At 64.3% G+C, this 16414-nt stretch carries 16 protein-coding genes; 14 read left to right on the plus strand and 2 right to left on the minus strand.

Annotated features, from left to right (window positions below):
• Positions 1–96 precede the first annotated feature (96 nt).
• The 3 genes from SAB01S_RS05925 (at position 97) to SAB01S_RS05935 (ending at position 3136) form a co-directional block, all read left to right on the plus strand.
• On the plus strand, positions 97–930 hold the full coding sequence (locus SAB01S_RS05925; RefSeq protein ID WP_062732184.1) for a TorF family putative porin: 834 nt from the start codon (positions 97–99) through the stop codon (positions 928–930).
• A gap of 167 nt (positions 931–1097) precedes the next feature.
• Complete coding sequence (locus SAB01S_RS05930) at positions 1098–1808, plus strand: response regulator (RefSeq protein ID WP_021226868.1); 711 nt, start codon at positions 1098–1100, stop codon at positions 1806–1808.
• A gap of 8 nt (positions 1809–1816) precedes the next feature.
• Positions 1817–3136 (plus strand): ATP-binding protein, encoded by a 1320-nt coding sequence (locus tag SAB01S_RS05935; protein WP_062732185.1) that lies wholly within the window; start codon positions 1817–1819, stop codon positions 3134–3136.
• 18 nt (positions 3137–3154) lie between these two features.
• On the opposite strand, the gene SAB01S_RS05940 is transcribed toward SAB01S_RS05935, so the two are convergent.
• A complete protein-coding gene (locus SAB01S_RS05940) occupies positions 3155–4816 on the minus strand; it encodes an alkaline phosphatase family protein (RefSeq protein WP_062732186.1) in 1662 nt (553 codons plus the stop codon).
• Between the two features lie 77 nt (positions 4817–4893).
• Between SAB01S_RS05940 and SAB01S_RS05945 the strand changes: the two genes are divergently transcribed.
• From SAB01S_RS05945 to SAB01S_RS05995, 11 genes are all read left to right on the plus strand, one after another.
• Complete coding sequence (locus tag SAB01S_RS05945) at positions 4894–6921, plus strand: protein-disulfide reductase DsbD family protein (protein WP_062732187.1); 2028 nt, start codon at positions 4894–4896, stop codon at positions 6919–6921.
• Entirely contained in the window at positions 6921–7658 is a 738-nt protein-coding gene (locus SAB01S_RS05950) for a TlyA family RNA methyltransferase (RefSeq protein ID WP_062732188.1), read from the plus strand. The genes SAB01S_RS05945 and SAB01S_RS05950 overlap by 1 nt, the downstream gene beginning before the upstream one ends.
• Positions 7659–7754: 96 nt before the next feature.
• Positions 7755–8804, plus strand: a complete 1050-nt coding sequence (locus tag SAB01S_RS05955; protein ID WP_062732189.1) for an efflux RND transporter periplasmic adaptor subunit — start codon at positions 7755–7757, stop codon at positions 8802–8804.
• A gap of 12 nt (positions 8805–8816) precedes the next feature.
• Entirely contained in the window at positions 8817–11921 is a 3105-nt protein-coding gene (locus tag SAB01S_RS05960; protein WP_062732190.1) for an efflux RND transporter permease subunit, read from the plus strand.
• 27 nt (positions 11922–11948) lie between these two features.
• Positions 11949–12500, plus strand: coding sequence for a TspO/MBR family protein (locus SAB01S_RS05965; RefSeq protein WP_062732191.1), 552 nt, complete (start codon positions 11949–11951; stop codon positions 12498–12500).
• 38 nt (positions 12501–12538) lie between these two features.
• Positions 12539–12883, plus strand: a complete 345-nt coding sequence (locus SAB01S_RS05970) for an accessory factor UbiK family protein (RefSeq protein ID WP_021226876.1) — start codon at positions 12539–12541, stop codon at positions 12881–12883.
• Positions 12884–12923: 40 nt separating this feature from the next.
• On the plus strand, positions 12924–13430 hold the full coding sequence (locus SAB01S_RS05975) for a type III secretion system chaperone family protein (protein WP_021226877.1): 507 nt from the start codon (positions 12924–12926) through the stop codon (positions 13428–13430).
• A gap of 3 nt (positions 13431–13433) precedes the next feature.
• Positions 13434–14246 (plus strand): pyrroline-5-carboxylate reductase, encoded by an 813-nt coding sequence (gene proC, locus SAB01S_RS05980; protein ID WP_062732192.1) that lies wholly within the window; start codon positions 13434–13436, stop codon positions 14244–14246.
• Between the two features lie 63 nt (positions 14247–14309).
• Positions 14310–14822, plus strand: coding sequence for an asparaginase domain-containing protein (locus tag SAB01S_RS05985; RefSeq protein ID WP_021226879.1), 513 nt, complete (start codon positions 14310–14312; stop codon positions 14820–14822).
• Between the two features lie 41 nt (positions 14823–14863).
• Entirely contained in the window at positions 14864–15271 is a 408-nt protein-coding gene (gene uraH / locus SAB01S_RS05990; protein ID WP_062732193.1) for a hydroxyisourate hydrolase, read from the plus strand.
• A gap of 78 nt (positions 15272–15349) precedes the next feature.
• Positions 15350–15604: a hypothetical protein gene (locus SAB01S_RS05995; protein WP_062732194.1), complete on the plus strand. Its 255-nt coding sequence runs from the start codon at positions 15350–15352 to the stop codon at positions 15602–15604.
• 86 nt (positions 15605–15690) lie between these two features.
• Here the strand turns inward: SAB01S_RS05995 and SAB01S_RS06000 are convergent, their stop codons facing one another.
• Entirely contained in the window at positions 15691–16218 is a 528-nt protein-coding gene (locus SAB01S_RS06000; protein WP_062732195.1) for a CarD family transcriptional regulator, read from the minus strand.
• Positions 16219–16414 lie beyond the last annotated feature (196 nt).

Genomic DNA, 16414 nt, shown 5'->3' on the forward strand with positions numbered 1-16414 from the left:
ATTGCGTATGGGAAGCGTCATCCGCTGATATCGGGGGCGCCGAACAGACTCCCGGACCGGCGGATGCAGGACGGAACATTCCAACGTAAAAGGGGAATGTTCATGAATTACAAGATCGCCTGTGCCGCCCTCGCGCTCCTTTCCAGCGCCCCGGCTTTCGCGCAGGAAGAGCCCACCAGCCCCGTCACCGTATCCGGCAGCGTCGGCCTGGTTTCCGATTATCGCTTCCGCGGCGTGTCTCAGACAGACAAGAGTATGGCGGTGCAGGGCGGGATCACGGTCTCGCACGAAAGCGGCGTCTATGCCGGCACATGGGCATCCAATCTTTCGGGATGGGGCACCTTTGGTGGCGCGAACATGGAGCTTGACCTGTTCGCAGGCTACGCCGTGCCACTGGGTGAAGGGACGACGCTTGACGTCGGGCTGACCTGGTACATGTATCCCTCGGGCGCCGACAACACCGATTTCGCTGAACCCTATGTGAAGTTGTCGCATGAGATCGGCCCGGTGAAGGGCCTGGTCGGCGTCGCCTATGCACCCAAGCAGGAGGCTTTGGGTAAAGTATGCAGCGACGCGGCCTGCACGGTCTTTCGTCCCGGCAAGAAGAATGACAATTTCTACGTCTGGGGCGACGTGAGCGGCGCGCTTCCCAATACGCCGGTCACGCTCAAGGCGCATCTGGGCTGGTCGAAGGGTAATAGCGGCCTTGGCCCCAATGGCACGTCGATTGCGCCGACCGGCAAATATCTCGACTGGCTGGTTGGCGCGGACGTCGCCATTCCCGGCACGCCGCTGACCGCCGGTGTCGCCTATGTCGATACCGATATCGCGCGGGTTGAGGAAAATTATCTGCGTCCCAATTTCCAGGACGCCGATGGGTCGTCCATCGCCCGTGGCAAGATCGTCTTTTCTTTGACTGCGGCTTTCTGACCCAAAAAAGCCGGACCCGCCCAGTCGGGTCCGGTCTTTGCTGTATGCGGGACGTGACAAATTGTTGCTGCGGCCATGATCGTCCATGGCTTGCCCTTTGGGCCAGTTGACCGTCGATCCGCCGCCGCTTATTTCCCGGTCATGTTCTTGCCCAAGCAGCCGCTTTCATGACCGCTCCGTCGATCATCCTGGTCGAGGACGACCCGCCGCTGCGGACCCTTACCGCCCGCGCGCTTCAGGAACATGGCTATCAGGTGCGCCCCGCCTCGTCCGGCCCCGAAATGTGGGTGGCCTTCGATGCTGGCCCGGTAGACCTTGTCGTACTGGACGTCATGCTGCCCGGCACCAACGGCATCGACCTGTGCCGCCAGATCCGGCGCAAGAGCGACGTGCCGATCATTTTCATCAGCGCCCGGGGCAGCGAAACCGACCGCATTGTCGGCCTTGAACTTGGCGCCGACGATTATCTGCCCAAGCCCTTTGGTACGCGCGAACTCATCGCTCGCATCCGCGCCATCCTGCGCCGCGTGGGCGTGGAGCGTGGGCCGGACGAACATCGCGAAAGCGAAGCGCATTTCGACGGCTGGTCCGTCAACTTTCCCCGCCGCGAACTGCGGTCCCCCACAGGGGCGATCGTAGACCTGACCGGTGCGGAATTTGACCTTCTGGGCAGTTTTCTCAGCCATCCGCAGCGGGTCATCGCGCGCGAACGGCTGATCGAACTGTCCCGCACGCGCATGGGCGATAGCAGTGACCGCAGCATTGACGTGCTGGTCAGCCGCCTGCGCCGCAAGCTCAGCACGCAGGACAAGGGCGCGCCGATCACCACGGTTCGCGGCGTCGGCTATATGTTCAACGCCGAAGTCAGCCGCGCTTGAAACGGCATATGCGCGGATCGCTGGGGCTGCTGGGGCGGCTCTTTGCGATCCTGCTGCTGACCGTGCTGCTGGAATTTGCCGTTGGCACGCTGATTTATGAGCGGACCAGCCAGCTTTATCTGCAGGATGATGAAGCGCGGCGCCTTGCCGAACATCTGGTGATCGCGCGCAAGCTGCTGACCGAACAACCGCCAGAGGACCGTCGCCTGCTGGGCATCCAGCTGACGACAGATCGCTATGACGTCCACTGGTCGCCCGCCGCGCCGCCGCCGCCGCCATTGTCGCCGGAACTGGAACGGATGCGGCGGCAGATCATCGCCTGGGAACCCAGCTTGGAGCGCTCGCAGCTGTGGTTGCGGCTGAGCCCCGGCCGCCACTCGGAAATCAACGGCGGGCTGCGGCTTGCCGATGGCAGCTGGCTCTATTTCGGGATGCAGCATAGCGGCGGCAAATGGGCCTTCACAATCGGGCGTATGGGTCTGGCGCTGATCCCGGTGCTGGCGCTGTTGCTTGCCGGATGGGTGCTGATCCGCCGGACGCTGGCGCCGCTGCGCGACCTGACCCATGCCACCCATCGCATTGGTTTTGGGTCCGAAGTCATCGTGCCGGAAGCGGGCACCGCCGATGTGCGCAACCTCATCAGCGCGTTCAACGCGATGCAATCACGCTTGCATCGGCTCATCAACGAACGAACCGAAACGCTGGCCGCCGTGGGCCACGACCTGCGCACGCCCCTGTCGCGCCTGCAATTGCGGCTCGAAGCCATCCGGGATGACGAAACGCGGGATGCCATGGCGGATGACCTGGAGGAAATGGGCGCGATGCTGGAATCGCTCCTCGCCTTCCTGGGGGGAGAAAAAGACCCGGAACCCGTCGTGCGAACCGATATCGCCGTCAGCATCGCCACGGTTGTAGACGCCTTTCAGGATCATGATCAGGATGTCAGCTATGACGGACCCGATCATCTGGAAATGGAAGTGCGCGGCCTGTCCCTGCGCCGGGCGGTGCGCAACCTCATTGAAAATGCGCTCCATTATGGGGATCGCGCGCGCGTCACGCTGCTGCGCAAGGGGCAGGAGGTGCTGATCCGCGTCGACGATGACGGGCCGGGTATTCCGCGCGAGCGGCTGGAGGAAGTGTTGCGGCCCTTTTCCCGCCTGGACGATGCGCGCCAGCGCAATACGCGCGGATTGGGCCTGGGCCTTGCCATCGTGCAAAAGGCGGTGGCGGCCGAAGGCGGTCAATTGATATTGGCAAACCGCCCGGACGGCGGCCTGCGCGCGGAAATCTGCCTGCATTTGCCCCGGTCCGCCGCGCGCGGCGGTTGACCGGGGCAGGGCGCACGATCAGCGCCTGGCGCAGCTGTCGCCGTCGCCAGCGATCAGGTCGAGGCAGCGGCCGTCAATCTCCCCCTGGGGCACGGGCAGAGCGATCAGCGCGGCGAGGCTGGGCAGGATGTCCACCGTTTCCACGCCCAATGGCTGTTCGAAATGTCGCATCCCCTTGCGCCAGAACAGGATCGGCACGCGGCGATCCATGTCCCATGGCGATCCATGGGTCGCCACCGCGCCCATCACCGCCCGTTCGGGGATCGACATGATATTGGGCTTGAGCAGCACCAGCAGGTCGCCCGACCGTTCGGGATAGAAGCTGGCGCGCGCCTCCTGGATCAGGCCCCAATTTTCAGGGCGTCCGGTGGGGGAGGGCGTCGCGGCGATCTCGGCCTTGGTAAAGACCGCCTGCACCTGCGGATGGGCGCGCAGGAGCTTCAGCGTTTCGGCTTCCACCTTTGTCCGTTCGGCAGCGGACAGTCCCCGATCGAAATAGAGGTCGCCGGCCGCGCCATCGGCCCAGATCAGCGTGCGGCCCGGCATGCCGACTTTCTGCGCGATCGTGGCGTTCAACGCCTTGGGCGTCAGCGCCGCGTCGACCCGGCTTTCCATCGGCATGGCGTTCATCCGGTGCCGCTCGGGCAGGTCATGGCCGCCATGATCGGCGGTTAGCACGACGGCATAGTCGATTCCGTCCTTGTCCAGCCGGTCGAAGAAGGCGCCCAGTTCCTGGTCCAGCCGCGCCACCTGGATGCAGCTTTCGGTGCCTTCGGTGCCATAGCTGTGACCGATATAGTCCGTCGCCGACAGGCCGATCGAAATGATGTCGGTCTGCGCCTGCTTGCCCAGGTCCATGCTTTCGATCGCGGCGGCGGCAAAGGCCAGCGTCATCGCGTCCTGTTCCGGCGAAACGCGGAATGCCTTGAAATCGCCGGCCTCGCGCGCAAAGCGGCCTGTACCGACGCTGCGGTCGCCCGCCCGGACCGCGAAATCCTTGGACACGCATTGCTGTGGCAATTCAAAGCCCGGATTGGCCTGCGCCAGGCGCTGCGCCATGGCCTCGTTGACCTTGGCCACTAACGGGGGCGTGGCGATGCCCTTGTAGCTGACATAGCCCTGCGGACCGCCCAGCCACCAGACCTGATCGGCGGTCGGGCCACCCATCATGATCGCGGCCCGATCCTTGCCGGCGATTGACACGACACGGGTCGCGGGATTGGCCAGCTTCATGCGACCGCCGAGCGTCGGGACCTTGAGGTGCATGGGCGAGGCGACATAATTGTCGCTGCTGCTGCCCGGCTGGCTTTCATCCTCCGCGCAATAGACCGTCTTGTCGGCGCGCGCGGTGCCCAGGTCGATCCAGTTGTTGGCGACGATGCCGGTGCGCGACGGGCGACTGCCAGTCAGAATGGTCGAATGGCCGGGGCATGTCTCGGTCGCGGCATGGCTTTGATAGCCGCGTGGGAAAACCGCGCCTTCCGTCAGCCGCTTGAGACCGCCGGCATAATATTGGCGATATTCGCTGAAGAGGTCAGCCGAAAACTGGTCGACGGATATGGCGACGATCAGCTTGGGCGGGGCCGCAGGCACGGTGCTTGCGGGCGCCGGGGCAGGGCCTTGCGCCATTACGGGGATGGCGGTGGCGAGCAACAAAGCGGCGGCGACTCTTTTCAACATCAGCTGTAACCTTCTCTTGCCTTGACGGCGGATAGGGAGCGACCTAGCCCCCAAGCACCCACCCGACCAGAGGCCCGATGCGGATTTTTCAAGTCATCGTCATGACGCTTGCGCTGCTGGCGCTCCATCCCGCCGCATGGGCGCAGGGCGCGTTCGGGGGCGGTCCCGCTCATATCGCGGCGCAGCTGGACAGTGAAAGCGACAGTCCCGCGCCTGGCGGCGCGACTGCGATTGCCTTTGCCATGACGCCCGAACCGGGCTGGCATGGCTATTGGGAAAATCCCGGGGACGCAGGCCTTGGCATGACCGTGCAATGGACCTTGCCCAAGGGGGTGACGGTCGGCCCGCTGCGCTATCCGGTGCCCGAGACGCTGCTGATTTCGGGCCTGATGAACCATGTCTATGAAGGGCCCTATGCGATCCTGGCCGATCTGAAGGTCGCCCGTGACGTGCAGCCCGGCACCCGCCTGCCGGTCGTGGCCAGGGCACAGTGGCTGGCCTGCACCGACAAGGTGTGCGTGCCCGAAAGCGGGATGCTACGGCTCGATCTGGTCGCAGGCGATGGCGCAGTCGCGCCTGCACAGCGGGCGCGATTCGATACTTGGCGGACGCACCTGCCCCGGCCGTTGGGGCCACAGGCGCACTACGAGGTCAAGGACGGCCAGCTGCGCATCGCAGTTCCCTTCCCGGCAGAGGCGGCGGCGCAGGACGTGCATCTGTTCGCCCTGACCGAAGGGCTGGCCCCTTATGCCGCCGAGCAGACCGTAACCCGAACGAATAACCAGATGGTTATCGAAATGCCGGCGGGCGAAGGCATCAGGGGCGAACAGGTGCAGGCGGTGCTGCGGACCGGCGACCATGTCGGCTTCCTGCTCACGGCGGTTCCGGGGGCGGTCGAAGACCCGCAAGCCGCAGGGCAGGCCGGCGCCATATTGGCGGCGCTGGGCGGCGCTTTGCTTGGCGGCCTGCTGCTCAACATCATGCCCTGTGTCTTTCCGATTCTGGGGCTGAAGGCGATGAGCTTGGCCAAAGCGGGCGGTGACGAACGCAGCGTCCGGCGGGAGGCACTGGCCTATGCGGCTGGCGTCGTCCTCACCTGCCTTGCGCTGGGGGGCCTGCTGCTTGCCCTGCGCGCGGCGGGAACTGCCGTTGGGTGGGCGTTCCAGTTGCAGGACCCCCGCGTCATTCTGGCGCTGCTGCTGCTCGTCAGCGCCATCGCGTTCAACCTCGCTGGCCTGTTTGAGTTGCGGCCCTTTGGCGGCGGCGACGGCCTGGCGGGCAAGGGCGGAGCAATGGGCGCCTTCTGGACCGGCGTCTTGGTCGCCTTCGTGGCGACGCCCTGCACCGGGCCATTCATGGCGGCTGCGATGGGCGCCGCGCTGCTGCTGCCGCTGGCCGCAGCTCTCGCCATTTTCGCAGGTTTTGGCCTTGGCCTGGCGCTGCCCTTCCTGCTGCTGGCCTATATCCCGGCGCTGCGCAGCCGCCTGCCGCGCCCCGGCGCCTGGATGGGCCGGTTCCAGAAGCTGCTGTCGGTGCCGATGTTCCTGACGGCGCTCGGCCTTGCATGGCTATTGGGCCAGCAACGCGGCGTTTCGGGCATGACCATTGGCCTTGGCGCGGCGCTGCTGCTGGCGCTGCTCCTCTGGTGGCTGGGCGCGCGGCAGCATGGGGGGAAAGGCGGCGGTCTGATCGCCGGAATCGGCGCGCTGGCATTGCTGGCCGGGGCCGCGATCGCCTTGCCCGCCACCGCCCCGCCAAGGGCTGAAAACAGCGCCACTTCTGTCGCCTTCGCCGTCGAGAAACTGGATGGGCTGCGCGCCGCGAACAAGCCGGTCTTCCTCTATTTCACCGCCGACTGGTGCCTGACATGCAAGGCCAATGAGGCCGCCGCCATCGACCGGGCGGAGGTGCGCGCGGCGTTCGACAAGGCTGGCGTCACTGTCATGGTCGGCGACTGGACCAATGCCGATCCCGCCATCACCCGTTTCCTCGAAAGCCAGGGGCGTTCGGGTGTGCCGCTCTATCTCTGGTATGCGCCGGGGAAAGAGGCCGTCGTGCTGCCGCAGCTGCTGACGCCTGCGACGCTCACCGGGCTGGTGCGCTGATGGCCAAGGTTCGCGCCGATCAGCTGCTTGTCGATAACGGCCTTGCGGAAAGCCGGGCGCGGGCGCAGGCGCTGATCCTGGCTGGGCTGGTTTTTCTGGGCGGTCGCAAGGTGGAAAAGGCAGGGCAGCAGGTGCCGGCGGATGCGGCGCTGGACGTGCGCGGGCGCGATCATCCCTGGGTATCGCGCGGCGGTGTCAAGCTCGCCCACGCGCTGAAGGCGTTCGCGATCGACGTGACGGCTTTTGTCGCGATCGATGTCGGGTCGTCCACCGGCGGCTTTACCGACGTGCTGCTGACGCAGGGCGCGGCCAAGGTCTATGCCGTCGACAGCGGGACCAACCAGCTCGCCTGGAAATTGCGCAGCGATGACCGCGTCATCGTGCATGAACAGACCAGCGCCCGCATCCTGACCGATGCCCATATTCCAGAGCCCGTCGATATCATCGTATGCGACGCCAGCTTCATCAGCCTGGCCAAGGTGCTGGAAAAGCCCATCGGTTTTGCCCGCCCCGGCGCGCACCTCGTCGCGCTCATCAAACCGCAGTTCGAAGCGCGCCGGGAGGAGGTTGGCAAGAATGGCGTCGTGCGCGATCCCACCGTTCATGATCGCGTCTGCACGGAGGTGCAGGAGTGGGTGACGACGCAGGGATGGACCGTCGCAGGACTGACGCAAAGTCCCATTACCGGTCCGCAGGGCAATATCGAATTTCTTCTGCATGCCAGGCTTGGCGGATAATCGCGCCAGCTTCGTTCCCGCCGTCGATACATAATGATACAGACCGCGACCAAGGGTCAGCTTGTGTCGCGAGGAAAGGCCCGATAGCCCCTCATCATGCGCCTTATTTTGCCCCTATTTCTCAGCGCCCTTTGTCTTGCCGGTTGCAGCGGCGAAGAACAAAAGCCCCAACGCGCCGCGCCGCTCGTCACGGTCAAGCCGATCGCCAAGGCTACTTTCACCGATCGGGTCGAAGCGGTCGGAACGGCGCTCGCCAATGAACAGGTCGTGCTGTCCGCGCCCGTGACGGAACGCATTGAGTCCGTGAACTTTGCCGATGGCGGCTTCGTCAGCCGTGGCCAGGTGATCGCCACCATGGCGGTCGCGCAGGAAAAAGCGGAACTGGCCGCTGCGCAGGCGCAGGCGCGCCAGGCCAGCCAGCAGCTGGAGCGCATCGAGGCGCTGAAGGCGCGCGGCTTTGCCACGGCCGCATCGCTCGACCAGCAGCTGGCGCTCGCCAATGCGGCGAAGGCCGCGGCCGACCAGTCGCGCGCCGCGATCAGCGACCGGGTGATCCGTGCGCCCTTCGGCGGCTGGGTCAGCCTGCGCACCATATCGCCGGGCGCGATCATCCCGGCCGGCACGGCGATAGCGACCGTCAGTGACATCAGTCGCATCAAGCTGGACTTCACCATTCCCGAAACCCAGCTGTCGATGATCCGCGAAGGCATGCCGATCGACGCCGTGTCCGCCGCCTGGCCCGACCAGCCGTTCAGGGGCACGATCGCCACCATCGATCCTGTGATCGATCCGGCCACGCGCGCGGTCAGGGTCCGGGCTATCCTGCCCAATGGGGAAAAGAAACTGAAGCCCGGCATGTTGCTAACCGTCAGCGTCCAGGCGAGCCAGCGAGAGTCGCTGGCGGTGCCGGAGTTGGCCGTGGTGGGCGATGGCGAGGATCGTTACGTCTTTGCGCTTGACGGCCGCACCGCCAAGCGGGTCAAGGTCAAGACCGGGATGCGCCAGAACGGCATGGTCGAGATTTTGGGCGGCGTGAAAGCCGGTCAGCCCATCGTGACCGAAGGTGTCGTCAAATTGAGCGACGGAGCAAAAGTGCGGCTGGCCGGCGACAAGCCGCAATCCGGCACCGCCAAGGCCAAGGGCTGAGGACGCGACGCCATGCAGTTGTCCGACCTGTCCGTCCGCCGCCCGGTATTCGCCGCGGTCGTCGCCGTCCTTCTCTGCATCGTCGGGGTGGTCGGCTATCTCAGCCTCTCGGTGCGTGAATATCCCGACACCGACCCGCCCATTGTTTCGGTCGAAACCATCTATACCGGCGCCGCCGCGTCGGTCGTGGAAACCCGCATCACGCAGCTGATCGAGGATGCGGTGGCGGGCGTGCAGGGCATCCAGACGATCACGTCCACGTCGGAAGATGGCCAGTCCGACATCAATATCGAATTTGATCCGTCTCGCGATATCGACAGCGCCGCCAATGACGTGCGCGACCGGGTTGGGTCCGTGGTCGAGGATCTGCCCGAAGACGCGCTAGCGCCCGAAATCCGCAAAGTGGATTCCGACGCGCGCTCCATCCTCTTCCTCTCCATCTCCCGCCCCGGCTGGAGCTCCATCCAGATCAGCGATTATATCGACCGTAATATCGTCGATCGCTTTTCCGCCATCGACGGCGTCGCCCGCGTCTTCATCGGCGGCGAGGCGCGTCCGTCCACCCGCATCTGGTTCAACGCGGAAAAGCTGGCTGCGTTCGGGCTGACGCCTGCGGATGTCGAAAATGCGCTGCGCACGCAGAATGTCGAATTGCCCGCCGGTCGTTTCGAATCAAAACAGCAGAATCAGACCCTGCGTGTCGAACGACCCTTCGCCACGCCACAGCAATTTGCCGACCTGGTGATCGGGCGCGGGGCGGATGGCTACCAGGTGAAGCTGGGCGATGTCGCGCGGATCGAAGAGGGGCCGGAAAATCCCTATAGCAGTTTCCGTTCCAATGGCGGCACCGCGATCGGCCTGGGTATCATTCGCCAGTCGGGCGCCAACACGCTGGAAGTGGCGCAAAAGGCCAAGGCGCTGATCAAGGATCTGGAACCCACGCTGCCGGCGGGCATGTCGATCGCCATCGGCACTGACGAAAGCCTGTTCATCGAGCGCGCGATCGAGAATGTCTACGACACGCTGCTGGAAGCAGCGCTGCTCGTCATCTTGGTCATCTTCCTGTTCCTGGGGTCGGTGCGTGCGACTCTGGTCCCGGCCGTCACTGTGCCGATCTGCCTGTTGGCGACCTGCGCGGTGATGTGGCTGTTGGGCCTGTCGATCAATTTGTTGACACTGCTGGCATTCGTGCTGGCGATCGGCCTGGTGGTCGACGACGCGATCGTCGTCCTCGAAAATGTCTATCACCGCGTCGAGCAGGGCGACGATCCGCTGGTCGCGGCCTATTTGGGATCACGCCAGGTGGGCTTCGCGATCATCTCCACGACATTGGTGGTATGCGCGGTGTTCGTGCCGATCATGTTCCTGGCGGGGCAAACCGGGCTGCTGTTCCGCGAACTCGCCATTGCGATGATCGCGGCGATCGGCTTTTCCGGCTTCATTTCCTTGAGCCTTGCGCCGATGCTCTGTTCCAAGCTGCTCAAGACCGCCGAACGCGGGCGGCTCGCGCGCTGGGTCGATGACCGCTTCCAGCGAATTGAGGGCGGCTATGCCCGCTGGCTCGACCATGTGCTGCGCAAACCCGTGCTGCCGGTTCTGGGCGTGCTGCTGTTCCTGGGGGTCGCGGGCTTCTTCTTCACGCGCCTGCCCACCGAACTGGCGCCAGCTGAAGACACCGGCGTCGTCGAATCCAGCATCAGTGCGCCCGAAGGCACGGGCTATGACCAGATGCTGGCCTATATGCTCAAGATCGAGAAGGATCTCAATTTCCTGCGCAAGGATGGCACGCTGCAAAATCTGGTTGTACGTGCGCCCGGCGGTTTTGGCACGACGGACGATTTCAACAGCGGCAATGTCATCGCCTTCCTGCGCCCGTGGGAAGATCGCAGCATCACCACCGCAGAAGTCGCGACCATCATCAACAAGGTGATCGCCGACCAGCCCGGCGTGCGCGGTAATGCGGCGCCGCGATCGGGGCTGGGCCGAGGACGCGGTCTGCCGGTCAATCTGGTGCTGGCCGGCGCGACCTATGAAGGGCTGGCGGCGGCGCGTGACCGGATCATGGCGGCGGCGGCCAATTATCCCGGCCTCATCAACCTCGACAGCGATTACAAGGAATCCAAGCCGCAGATGCGGATCGAAACCGATCTGCAACGGGCAGGCGACCTCGGCGTATCGGTCAATGACGTCAGCCAGGCGCTGCAAAGTCTGCTCGGGTCCCGCCGCGTCACCACCTATGTCGACCGGGGCGAGGAATATCGCGTGCTGGTGCAGGCGGAGGATGAAGGGCGGGAAACCGTTGCCGATTTGGAGCGCATCAATGTGCGCAGCCGGACCGGCGCTTTGGTGCCCTTGTCCTCGCTGGTGACGGTGAAGGAAGTGGCCGGGCCACGTCAGCTCAACCGCTACAATAAATTGCGCGCGATCACGCTGACCGCCGCGCTGGCGCCGGGAACGTCGCTGGGCGATGCGCTCACCTGGCTGGAAGGGCAGGCGCGTCAGTCGCCCGAGGTCATCGCGCTCGGCTATCGCGGGGAAAGCCAGTCACTGCGTGAAACCGGCGGCGCGATCTGGCTGGTGTTCGGCCTCACCATCGTCGTGGTGTTCCTGTTGCTGGCGGCGCAATTTGAAAGTTTCGTCCATCCCGGCGTCATCATCGCGACCGTGCCGCTCGCGGTGGCGGGCGGTGTGCTGGGGCTGGCGCTGACTGGCGGCTCGGTCAATCTCTACAGCCAGATCGGCATCGTCATGCTGGTCGGGCTGGCGGCGAAGAACGGCATTCTGATCGTCGAATTCGCCAACCAGTTGCGCGATGAGGGGCTGGAAATCGGACGCGCGATCCGGGAAGCCGCGCAGCGCCGTCTGCGCCCGATCCTCATGACGTCGATCGCCACCGTCATCGGTGCGCTGCCGTTGGTGATCCGGGGCGGCGCGGGGGCGGCGGCGCGCCAGTCGATCGGCGTGGTCGTGGTATTCGGCGTCAGCCTGGCCACGCTGATCACGCTGTTCCTGATCCCCATCTTCTATTCGCGCGTTGCCAAGCGCACGGTTTCTCCGCAAACCGTCAGCCGCAAGCTGGAATCGGCGCTCAAGGATTCGCCCGAACCAGCCGAATGAGTGACAAGCGCGGGGGTGTTGTTGCCGATGAACGGAATTGCGTCACAGGGTCAGTTGCGCCTGTCCTATCTGCGGTGGGCGCTCGTGACCGTGCCCGCCATCGTGTTTCTGGGGTTTCTGTCGGGCCAGCTCGCCAATAGCGGCTATGGCAATCGCTGGTTCGATGCGCTCGACAAGCCGGGGCTGATGCCGCCGGGCTGGGCGTTCGGTGTCGCCTGGACGATCCTTTATGTGCTGATGGCGCTGGCGTTCGCGATCGTCCTGCATGCGCGGGGGGCGCAGGGGCGGGGCGTGGCCATCGGCCTGTTTCTGCTGCAACTGGTGATGAACCTTGCCTGGTCGCCGCTTTTCTTTCGCCTGCATCAGGTAAGCGCCGCGCTGGTCCTGATCATCGCGCTGATCGTGGTCGTCAGCCTGACCATCCGCTACTTCTGGCGCATTCGGCGGCTGGCGGGCCTGTTGCTGCTGCCCTATCTGGCCTGGCTGTGTTTCGCCTCATATCTCAATTATGAAATTGGCCGCCTCAATCCTGATGCGGAAACCCTTGTCGCTCCGGCGCTCAGGACCCAAGTAAGATAGACGATGGCGCCGGTCGCGCCGCAGGAAGGACAAGAGCAATGCAGAGCGAGAACCGCTTTTTCGACGATCTGGCCAAGCTGGTCAACGGCGCGGCCGGCACCATGGCCGGCATGACCCGCGAATTTGAATCCAACGCGCGGGAACGGGCCAAGGAATGGATTGGCGGCATGGACTTCGTGTCGCGCGAAGAATTCGATACGGTCAAGGCCATGGCTCAGGCGGCGCGCGAAGAAGTTGAAGCGCTCAAGGCCCGGATCGACGCGCTGGAGGGGAAGGCGGGCGAACCCGTCACCAAGAGCGTGAAGACGGTCAAGCCCAAGGCGAGCGAAACGCTGGACCGCAGCATCGAGGGTGTCGCCCCGTTGCCGGACGACGCCAACTGAGCGACTGTCCTTTGCCGTCCTGCGGTGTTAAGGCGCGCCGATGATGGATAGCGACGAATTTGAACAGGGCGGCCAGGAAGCCGCGCCGATTGACATGCTTGCCGCCTATTTCGAGGCGCACGGATGGAGTTTCGATCAGGTCGGCGAGGATGAGATCGTCGGCAACACGCAGGGGTCCTGGGCGCAATATGAATTGCGCGGCATCTGGCGTGATGAGGATCAGGTGCTGCAACTGCTGGTGTTGCCCGACGTCCGCGTGGCGGAGGACAAGCGCGGGGCGATCTACGAAACGCTGGGGCTTATCAACGAACAGCTCTGGATCGGTCATTTCGAGCTATGGTCGTCCAGCGGCATCGTGCTGTTTCGTCATGGCGCGTTGCTGGGCGCGGGCGGCACGCTGACGCTCGATCAGGCGCAATTGCTGGTCGAAACCGCGATCGACGAATGCGAACGCTTCTATCCTGTCTTTCAATTCGTGCTGTGGGGGGGCAAGTCGCCGTCGGAGGCGATTTCCGCGAGCCTGATCGAAACCCGGGGCGAGGCCTGATTCATGGCGACAGGCTGGCCCGCGCATCTGTTCCTCGTTGGCTGCGGCAATATGGCCGGACAGATGCTGCATCGCTGGCTGGCCTGCGGACTGGACTCCGATCGCGTCACGATTTTGCGGCCTAGCGGTCGGCCCGTCGCGGATGGCGTGCGGGTCGTGACGTCTTATCCCGACGCCCTGCCGCAAGGTACGACCGTGATGCTGGGCATGAAGCCCCATCAGGTCGCTGACGCGGCGGCGCAGCTGGCGCCGCTTTGCACCACCGATACCATGATCCTGTCGATCCTGGCCGGCACGACGCTGGCCGACCTGCGCGCGCACTTCCCGTCCGCGCGCGACATCGTGCGCGCCATGCCCAATCTGCCCGTGGGGATCGGGCAGGGCGTGGTCGCCCTCTATACCGATGACCAGGCGCCGTCGGCTGGTAGGGCTGACGCCGGCGCCCTGATGGCGCCGCTGGGTCTTTGCGAATGGATAGCCGATGAGGCGCTGTTCAATCGGGTGACGGCGCTGTCGGGCTGCGGCCCGGCCTTTCTCTTCCGCTTTATCGACGCGCTGGCGCGGGCCGGCGAAGCGATCGGCATTCCCGCTGAGCAGGCGGCCCGCATGGCGATGGCGACGGTGCAAGGGGCAGCCACCATGGCGGCGGCAGCGCAGGTGAAGCCCGCTACGCTGGCCGATCAGGTGGCAAGTCCTGGCGGCATGACGCGCGAAGGTCTGAACGTCCTTGATGCCGATGACCGGCTGCTGACGCTTTTGACCGACACGCTGGAAGCGGCCCGGGATCGCGGGGAGGCGATGGCGCGCGGACATTGAAGGTCGGTTTCCCTTCGCAGGGCGTTACGCTAAAGGCTCCGCGATTAAATTGTGGAGTGCGCCATGCTGTCCCCCGATGCCCCGATCCTGCTGCTGACGACTGGCGGCACTATCGACAAAATCTATTTCGACGCCCTGTCTGATTATCAGGTGGGTGAAACCGTCATGGCGAAGCTGCTCGATGTGGCCCGCGTCAAACGACCCTTCCGGATCGAGGAAGTGACGCGCAAGGATAGCCTGGAACTGGACGATAACGACCGCGCGCTGATTGCCGCCCGCGTCGCCGCCGCGCGAGAGCGGCACATCGTCATCACCCATGGCACCGACACCATGACCGAAACGGCCAAGATGCTGAAAGGCATAGAGGGCAAGACGATCGTGCTCGTCGGCGCGCTGGCCCCTGCGCGCTTTGGCGAAAGCGACGCCAGCTTCAATCTGGGCATGGCCTTTGCGACGGCGCAGGTCGCTGATCCCGGCGTCTATATCACCATGAGTGGATCAGTCTTCCGCGCGGACAAGGTGGTCAAGGATCGCGCCAAGGGCGCTTTCGTCCCGGTCGAGGACGGGGCGGCCTGACCATGCGTTTTACATGTTGTTCAACGTCGCGGAGTGCCGACATGAAGGTCGTTTACGCATTTTCTAGCTTGATGCTTGGCGCTCTTGCCGCCCTGCCGATGCCCGCCGCAGCATCGGAGATTTCGACCCATGTGCTCGACCTAGCGACAGGCACCGGCGGCGCGGGCATCCCTGCCACGCTGGAGCGCAAAAATGACGCTGGGGACTGGGTTGCTGTCGGCAGCGCGACGACCGATGCCAATGGTCGCGTGCGCGACTTCGGGCCAGGCGTGGTGACGCCGCCTGGCGTCTACCGCATCCGCTTCGATGTCAGCCGCTACAAGGACGCGGGGCCCAAGCCCTTTTTCCCTGAAATCGACATTGTTTTCCGCGCTGATGACGACAGCGCCCATTATCATGTGCCTGTCGTCATGAGCCCCTATGGCTATAGCAGCTATCGCGGCAATTAGGGGCCGACCGGGAACCTCCTTGTCCCATTTGGCATTGATCCTGCCGGGTGGCACGACGATGAGGAGGAGGACGAGATTATGGCTGATTATCAGGTCGAACAGGAACGCCCGGCAACGACGACCACGGTGATTGAGCGTCGCAGTGGTGGCGGCGGCATGACGCTGGCGATCCTTTTGCTGGTCGTCGTGGTGGCTGTCGCTGCCTTTTTCCTGATCAGCAGCGAAACCAACAAGGACAATGCCGTGTCCAGCGCAGCCTCACAGGTCGGTGAAGCAGCCAGCAGCGTGGGTGATGCGGCCCAGGATGCTGCGGGCGCCGTGAAGGATCAGTAAGCTTCAGTCGCCGCGACAAGGGCGAAAAAAAGGAGCGCATCGACAGGGTCGAAGCGCTCCTTTTTATGTCTCAGAATGACGAGGAATCAGCCATCGACCTTTGCATATTTGGGCGCGGCTTCATTCAGGATGCGCAGGATCTTCTGCAGCGCGCTCGGCTCGTCCGTTTCTTCCATAGCGGCCAGTTCGCGCGCAAGCCGGCTCGAGGCAGCTTCGAAAATCTGGCGCTCGGAATAGCTCTGTTCCGGCTGATCGTCGGCCCGCAACAGATCGCGGGTCACTTCGGCGATCGACACGAGATCGCCCGAATTGATCTTCGCCTCATATTCCTGCGCGCGGCGCGACCACATGGTGCGCTTGACCTTGGGCTTGCCCTTGAGCGTCTCCATGGCCTCTTCCAGCGTCTTGTTGGACGACAGCTTGCGCATCCCCACGCCTTCGGCCTTGTTGGTCGGCACGCGAAGCGTCATGCGCTCCTTTTCGAACCGAAGCACATACAGCTCCAATTCCATGCCCGCGATCTGCTCCTTCTGAAGCTCGATCACACGGCCGACGCCATGCTTGGGGTAAACGACATAATCACCAACGTCAAAGGACAGCGCCTTGGCAGCCATTTGATACCTTTCCAATTCTAACGGGAGGCGGGCCGTCGCGAAGCAGCGAGACAAAGCGGAATGCCACAATGTGCCCGGCGCGACCCGTCAAGACATGAAGTTCATTCTCCAGGGCCGCATTCAGGGAAATCCGACCGTTGCGGCCGCTTTTAGCAGATTCGTAACAAAATTACCACCCCCAGACATAATCGCCGGG

It is taken from the genome of Sphingobium abikonense NBRC 16140 (genome assembly GCF_001598335.1).
Lineage (GTDB): Bacteria > Pseudomonadota > Alphaproteobacteria > Sphingomonadales > Sphingomonadaceae > Sphingobium > Sphingobium abikonense.

Excerpts from the sequence above, each read along its gene's own strand:
- SAB01S_RS05985 (WP_021226879.1), top strand. The coding sequence starts at position 14,310 with ATGCTGTCCCCCGATGCCCCGATCCTGCTGCTGACGACTGGCGGCACT.
- SAB01S_RS05935 (WP_062732185.1), top strand. The coding sequence starts at position 1,817 with ATGCGCGGATCGCTGGGGCTGCTGGGGCGGCTCTTTGCGATCCTGCTG.
- SAB01S_RS05975 (WP_021226877.1), top strand. The coding sequence starts at position 12,924 with ATGATGGATAGCGACGAATTTGAACAGGGCGGCCAGGAAGCCGCGCCG.
- SAB01S_RS06000 (WP_062732195.1), bottom strand. The coding sequence starts at position 16,218 with ATGGCTGCCAAGGCGCTGTCCTTTGACGTTGGTGATTATGTCGTTTAC.
- SAB01S_RS05950 (WP_062732188.1), top strand. The coding sequence starts at position 6,921 with ATGGCCAAGGTTCGCGCCGATCAGCTGCTTGTCGATAACGGCCTTGCG.
- uraH (WP_062732193.1), top strand. The coding sequence starts at position 14,864 with ATGAAGGTCGTTTACGCATTTTCTAGCTTGATGCTTGGCGCTCTTGCC.
- SAB01S_RS05925 (WP_062732184.1), top strand. The coding sequence starts at position 97 with ATGTTCATGAATTACAAGATCGCCTGTGCCGCCCTCGCGCTCCTTTCC.
- SAB01S_RS05960 (WP_062732190.1), top strand. The coding sequence starts at position 8,817 with ATGCAGTTGTCCGACCTGTCCGTCCGCCGCCCGGTATTCGCCGCGGTC.
- SAB01S_RS05955 (WP_062732189.1), top strand. The coding sequence starts at position 7,755 with ATGCGCCTTATTTTGCCCCTATTTCTCAGCGCCCTTTGTCTTGCCGGT.
- SAB01S_RS05965 (WP_062732191.1), top strand. The coding sequence starts at position 11,949 with ATGAACGGAATTGCGTCACAGGGTCAGTTGCGCCTGTCCTATCTGCGG.
- proC (WP_062732192.1), top strand. The coding sequence starts at position 13,434 with ATGGCGACAGGCTGGCCCGCGCATCTGTTCCTCGTTGGCTGCGGCAAT.
- SAB01S_RS05970 (WP_021226876.1), top strand. The coding sequence starts at position 12,539 with ATGCAGAGCGAGAACCGCTTTTTCGACGATCTGGCCAAGCTGGTCAAC.
- SAB01S_RS05940 (WP_062732186.1), bottom strand. The coding sequence starts at position 4,816 with ATGTTGAAAAGAGTCGCCGCCGCTTTGTTGCTCGCCACCGCCATCCCC.
- SAB01S_RS05930 (WP_021226868.1), top strand. The coding sequence starts at position 1,098 with ATGACCGCTCCGTCGATCATCCTGGTCGAGGACGACCCGCCGCTGCGG.
- SAB01S_RS05945 (WP_062732187.1), top strand. The coding sequence starts at position 4,894 with ATGCGGATTTTTCAAGTCATCGTCATGACGCTTGCGCTGCTGGCGCTC.
- SAB01S_RS05995 (WP_062732194.1), top strand. The coding sequence starts at position 15,350 with ATGGCTGATTATCAGGTCGAACAGGAACGCCCGGCAACGACGACCACG.